General features: G+C 69.1%; 8 protein-coding genes. 3 read left to right on the top strand and 5 right to left on the bottom strand.

Annotated elements, in window-relative coordinates; translation table 11 throughout:
* Nucleotides 1-166 precede the first annotated feature (166 nt).
* On the bottom strand, nt 167-694 hold the full coding sequence (locus RT309_RS13610) for a CGNR zinc finger domain-containing protein (RefSeq protein WP_313357885.1): 528 nt from the start codon (nt 692-694) through the stop codon (nt 167-169).
* A 39-nt stretch (nt 695-733) separates the two neighbouring features.
* On the opposite strand from RT309_RS13610, the gene RT309_RS13605 reads away from it, so the two are divergent.
* Complete coding sequence (locus RT309_RS13605; RefSeq protein WP_313357883.1) at nt 734-1,702, top strand: DMT family transporter; 969 nt, start codon at nt 734-736, stop codon at nt 1,700-1,702.
* A gap of 114 nt (nt 1,703-1,816) precedes the next feature.
* A complete protein-coding gene (locus RT309_RS13600; protein WP_313357881.1) occupies nt 1,817-2,608 on the top strand; it encodes a GNAT family N-acetyltransferase in 792 nt (263 codons plus the stop codon).
* A gap of 122 nt (nt 2,609-2,730) precedes the next feature.
* Here RT309_RS13600 and RT309_RS13595 read toward each other — a convergent pair whose 3' ends face one another.
* From RT309_RS13595 to RT309_RS13580, 4 genes are read right to left on the bottom strand one after another with little or no spacing between them, the layout of a single operon-like run.
* Entirely contained in the window at nt 2,731-3,498 is a 768-nt protein-coding gene (locus RT309_RS13595) for an ABC transporter permease (protein ID WP_313357879.1), read from the bottom strand.
* Nucleotides 3,495-4,262, bottom strand: a complete 768-nt coding sequence (locus RT309_RS13590; RefSeq protein WP_313357877.1) for an ATP-binding cassette domain-containing protein — start codon at nt 4,260-4,262, stop codon at nt 3,495-3,497. Before RT309_RS13590 ends, RT309_RS13595 begins: the two co-directional genes overlap by 4 nt.
* Complete coding sequence (locus tag RT309_RS13585) at nt 4,259-4,633, bottom strand: DUF1048 domain-containing protein (RefSeq protein ID WP_313357875.1); 375 nt, start codon at nt 4,631-4,633, stop codon at nt 4,259-4,261. The genes RT309_RS13590 and RT309_RS13585 overlap by 4 nt, the downstream gene beginning before the upstream one ends.
* A 1-nt stretch (nt 4,634) precedes the next feature.
* Nucleotides 4,635-4,991, bottom strand: coding sequence for a PadR family transcriptional regulator (locus RT309_RS13580; RefSeq protein ID WP_313357873.1), 357 nt, complete (start codon nt 4,989-4,991; stop codon nt 4,635-4,637).
* A gap of 163 nt (nt 4,992-5,154) precedes the next feature.
* On the opposite strand from RT309_RS13580, the gene RT309_RS13575 reads away from it, so the two are divergent.
* Nucleotides 5,155-5,333: GntR family transcriptional regulator (locus RT309_RS13575; protein ID WP_313357887.1), on the top strand; the 179-nt coding region annotated here is incomplete at its 3' end.

Genomic DNA, 5,333 nt, shown 5'->3' with positions numbered 1-5,333 from the left:
GGGGGGGGGGGGGGGGGGGGCACCGCCTGGTCCCGCAGTGCGGCCTCGACCCGCACCGGGATCCTGAAGAAGGGTGGCGCCGACGTACGCAGGGTCTCGAGGGTGTAGCCATAGCGGCCGTCGAGTGCGGCATCCGGGAACCATTCGTGGAACGGCGGGGCCCCGCTCACACCGTGGCCGCCCGTCGTGCACGATAGGCAGCCACGGCGTTGCGGTTCGCACACGTCGTCGAGCAGTACCGCCGGGATCGGTTGCGGGAGAGGTCGAGGGCGACCGCGTGGCATTGATCATCGGCGCAGACGCTGATGCGGCTGCCTTCGCCTGCGCGGATCACGTCGATCAGGGCCATCGCCGTCTCGACGAGGATCCGCTCGGCCAGCGGGTGGTCGTCGGCGACCGCGTGCAGATGCCAGTCGGTGCCCTCGTGCCTCGTCAGTCGGGGTGACAGCCGCACGTCGGCGAGCGCGTCGTTGACCTCGGCCGCCATGTCATCGCGGGGTGCGAGCAGCATCGCGCGCAGCCGTGGGCGCAGCGCGCGCAGGTCGCGCCTCTCCGCGTCGTCGCGGTCGATCCGCCCGGTGTACGGATAGTCGCGGAGGAACGCATCCAGATCGAAGGAATCCGGCGGCTCAGCGGAGTTCACCAGGGCGACGGCCGCAAGCAGAGCCTCGGTGGTGTCATCGGTGAACATCATATTGACACCGTACACGCCGGCGGCGTACTGTCATGGATCATGAGCCAATTGACCGATGACTCGCGTCGTGCGAGTATCAGCACGGGTCTGCTCGTCGCGGTCGGCGCGGCGTTCGCGTTCGGCATGTCCGGCGCGTGGGCGCGGGGGCTCATCGATGCGGGGTGGACGCCCGGGGCTGCGGTCACCGCTCGGATCTGGGTCGCCGCCCTGGTGCTGCTCGTCCCGACCCTCGTGTCGCTTCGCGGCCGTTGGCGACAGGTGCGCAGGAACGCCGGCATGATCATCACCTACGGCCTGCTGGCGGTGACCGCCACACAGCTGTTCTACTTCCAGGCCGTCGCGGTGATGGATGTCGGCATCGCCCTGCTCATCGAGTACACCGCGCCGGTCGCCGTCGTGCTGTGGCTCTGGGCGCGTCGCGGCGAGCGGCCGAGCAAGCGCAGCATCCTCGGTGCCGTCGTGGCGTTCGCAGGCCTCGTGCTGATGCTCGACGTGCTCACCGGCGCGCGCCTCGACCCCGGCGGCATCCTGTGGGCGCTCGGGGCGATGGTGGGAGCCGCCGCGTACTTCGTGCTCTCGGGTCGTGGCGACACCGGCCTGCCGCCGATCGCCCTCGCCGGCCTCGGCCTCGTGCTCGGCGCCCTCGGTCTCAGCGTCGCCGGCCTCGTCGGCGTGCTGCCGATGACCTGGAGCACCGACGACGTCGCGTACCGCTTCGGCACGCTCCCGTGGTTCGTTCCCGTGCTCGCCATCGGCGTGCTGGCGACGGCCGTGGCCTACGTGCTCGGCATCGCATCGACGCGGATACTGGGATCGCGCCTCGCGTCGTTCGTGGCGCTGGCCGAGGTGGTCGCCGCGCTGCTGTTCGGGTGGATGCTGCTGGGCCAGCTGCCCGGAACCGTGCAGCTGATCGGAGGAGCGCTCGTGCTGGCCGGTGTCGTGCTCGTCAAGCTCGGCGAGCCCGCGACGCAGGAGCTCGTCGAGCCGCTGCCCGAGCCCGTGGTCTGAGCCGCCTTTTCGCCGACACCCCTGCCTTTTCGCCGACACCCCCGGCGATGGACGTCTGCAGGTAGGGGTGCGGATGGCAGGCAGGGGTCTGGGCGGAGGTGGCAGGATCGACGGATGAGTCTTGATCTTCTCGGCGCCTACGACGACCAGCTCCGAGGCGCGACCGAGGTGCACGATGCCTCCGATGTCGTGCGGCTCGGACCGCTCTGGCTCGCGCGATTCCCGGGCGACCGGGGCTTCATCACGTACCGCGAGCTTCCCGACGACGGGCCGTCGATCGCCCGGCTGGTCGCCGAGGCCACGGCGCACTTCCGTGACGGCACCGATGTCGGCGCCGTGGAGTGGAAGACCCGCGATCATGACGTGGCGCCCGGCCTCGAGGCCGCACTCGCCGAGAACGGCTACGTCGCCGATGACCCTGAATCGATCATGATCGGCGAGGCCACCGCCCTGGTCGCCGATGTGCCCGTGCCCGACGACATCAGCATCCACCCTGCGATCACGTCGGACGACCTCTGGGCGGCGAACGAGATGCAGGGCCGCGTGTTCGACGATCCGCTCTGGCGCACCCGTGCCGAGGAGGCGGTGCGCCGCTTCGAGGCGGGGGAACAGCAGGGGTTCTGGATCGCCGTCGACGCCGAAGGCGCCGTCGTGTGCGCGGGGCGACTGGAACCCGTCGACGGCACGGACTTCGCCGGCATCTGGGGCGGTGCGACCTTGCCCGAGTGGCGTGGCCGCGGCATCTACCGGGCGATGACGGCGCGGCGCGCCCAGGCCGCGCTGGACCTCGGCAAGCGGTTCATCAACTCCGATTCGACGCCGTACTCGCGGCCCATCCTGGAGCGCTCCGGCTTCGTCGCCGTATCGACGACGACGCCCTGGAATTGGACCCGCGACCAGGCGTGAGAGGGGCACCCGCCCGCCGTAGGTCGGAGATTCCAGACCGATGCGGCGCGTCGGGCATCGAATGCCCGTGACGCGCCGCACGGCGGACGAATGGTCTGGTACCTCCGGCCTGCGCGGCCGCGTCACCCGAGGCGGCGGCGGTAGGCGCGCATGGCGAACAGGTAGGCGACGACGAGGATGCCGAGGCACCAGGCCAGTGCGATCCAGATCTCGGCTCCCACCGCGCGCCCGGCGAACAGCGCCTGGATCGAGTTCACGATCGATGTCACCGGCTGGTTCTCGGCGAACCAGCGCACCGGCCCCGGCATGGTCTCGGTCGGCACGAACGCCGAGCTGATGAACGGCAGGAAGATGAGGGGGTACGAGAACGCGCTCGCCCCGTCGACCGTCTTCGCCGTCAGCCCGGCGATCACCGCGAGCCAGGTGAGGGCGAGGGTGAACAGCGCCAGGATGCCCAGCACCGCCAGCCACTCGAGCATGCCTGCCGAGGTGCGGAATCCCATCGCGAAGCCGACGCCGAAGATGATCGCGACGGTCACGCCGTTCGCCACGAGCGAGGTGAGCACGTGCGCCCACAGCACGCTCGACCGCGAGATCGGCATCGAGCGGAACCGCTCGACGATCCCGCCCTGCAGATCGGTGAACAGCCGGAACGCCGTGTAGGCGATACCGGACGCGATCGCGATGAGCAGGATGCCCGGAAGCAGGTAGTCGACGTAGTTCGCATCGCCGGTGCTCTGGCGCAGCGCGCCGCCGAACACGAACGTGAACAGCAGCATCAGTGCGATCGGGGTGACGGCGGTGGTGATGATCGTGTCGGGACTGCGGAAGATGTGCCGCAGCGACCGGCCGGTCAGGGTGGCCGTATCGGCCATGGCGTGCGTGGTCATGCTGCGTCCTTTCTGGTCACAGCGAGGAAGATCTCCTCGAGGGTGGGCTTCTTCTCGACGTACTCCACGGTCGCCGCGGGCAGCAGCCGCTTCAGCCCGTCGAGCGTGTCATCGGCGATGATGCGCCCGTCGTTCAGGATGGCGACGCGGTCGGCCAGGGTCTCCGCCTCGTCGAGGTACTGCGTGGTGAGCAGCACGGTGGTTCCCGCGTCTGCGAGGCGACGCACGACATCCCAGACCTCGATGCGCGCCTCGGGGTCGAGGCCGGTGGTCGGCTCGTCGAGGTAGATCACCGCGGGGTCGCCGACCAGGCTCATCGCGATGTCGAGGCGGCGGCGCATGCCGCCCGAGTAGGTCGCGGCGCGCCGGCCACCGGCATCCGTCAGACGGAATCGGGCGAGCAGGGCATCGGCCACCGAACCCGGAGCGGGCAGATGGCGCAGCCGGGCGACGAGCACGAGGTTCTCGCGTCCGGTGAGCACCTCGTCGACGGCGGCGAACTGCCCGGTCAGGCTGATCGACTCGCGCACCCGCAGCGGTTCGGATGCGACATCGAAACCGCACACGGATGCCGTGCCGGCGTCCGCGGTGAGCAGCGTCGACAGGATTCGCACGAGGGTCGTCTTGCCCGCGCCGTTCGAGCCGAGCAGGGCGAGGATGCTGCCCTTCTCGACGTCGAGGTCCACGCCGCGCAGAACGGTGACGTCGCCGTACGACTTCCGCATGCCGCGGACGCGGATGGCGGCAGCTCCCGTGTCGTTCATGATCGTTCCTCTTCGTGTCGGCGGGCGGTCGCGATGGCCTCGGCGAGGCGGGCGCGCTCCTTATCGATCCAGCGGGTGCCGGCGTACGACTGCGCGAAGGTCTCGGTGAAGTCCACCGGGTCGTCTCCGGTGATCTCGCCCACCGGGATGCCGTCGATCGACGCCCGCTCCCAGAGATCGGCGAGATCGACGAACATCTGCGTCAGGGTGTCGCCGTCGGTCACGCCGCCGTAATACATCAGGTACCGGTGCATCGCGCCGGCGGCGGTGCGATGCGGTTCGGGCAGAGCGTCGATGCGGCCCTTGGCGTTCTTGTACTGCTTCTTCTGCTCGAGCGATCCGGTGAGCGCTTCGATCCATTTCGCGGCCATGTCAGTTCTCTCCTTCGGAGTCGGTTCGTTGTGCATCGGGGGAGCGGAGGTGGTCGATCCGCTCGGCGAGGAAGGCCCAGGTGCTCCAGAACTCGGTGAGTTCGTCGGTGCCCTTCGCGTTCAGCGTGAACACCTTGCGCGGCGGGCCCTTCTCGCTGGGCACCTTCTCGACGTCGACGAGACCCTTCTGCTCGATGCGCACGAGGAGCGCGTACACCGTTCCCTCGGCGATCTCGACGAAGCCCCGCTCGCGAAGCTGCGTGGTGATCTCGTATCCGTATGCCGGATGCCTGGCGAGCAGGGCGAGGACGATGCCTTCGAGCGTGCCCTTCAGCATCTCGGTCATCTGCTTGCCCATCGGACCTCCGCTACTCAGTGTTGTTGACTACTGGTACATAGTAACACTGAGTACTGCTGCTGCAAGAGGTCTCATGAGATTTCTATGTATACGCAAACGCTTTCCTGCGATCGACGACCCGTTTGTGTATACGCTGAATCGCATGAGCACCGTCGTCGAACGCATCCGCGCAAGCGATCGCGCGTACCAGACGCTGCTCGACGAGATCCAGTCGGGTGCCCTCGCGCCCGGTGCCGTGCTCGCCGAGGTCGAGCAGGCCGCTCGTCTCGGCGTGAGCCGCACACCCCTGCGCGAGGCGCTTCGCCGCCTCGCCGCCGACGGCCTCGCGGTGCAGCAGTCGCC

Origin of the sequence: Microbacterium sp., from assembly GCF_032084865.1 — a bacterium.
GTDB lineage: Bacteria > Actinomycetota > Actinomycetes > Actinomycetales > Microbacteriaceae > Microbacterium.
The sequence above is the reverse complement of the archived record's forward strand: the minus strand, read 5'-3'. Positions and strand labels throughout refer to the sequence as shown.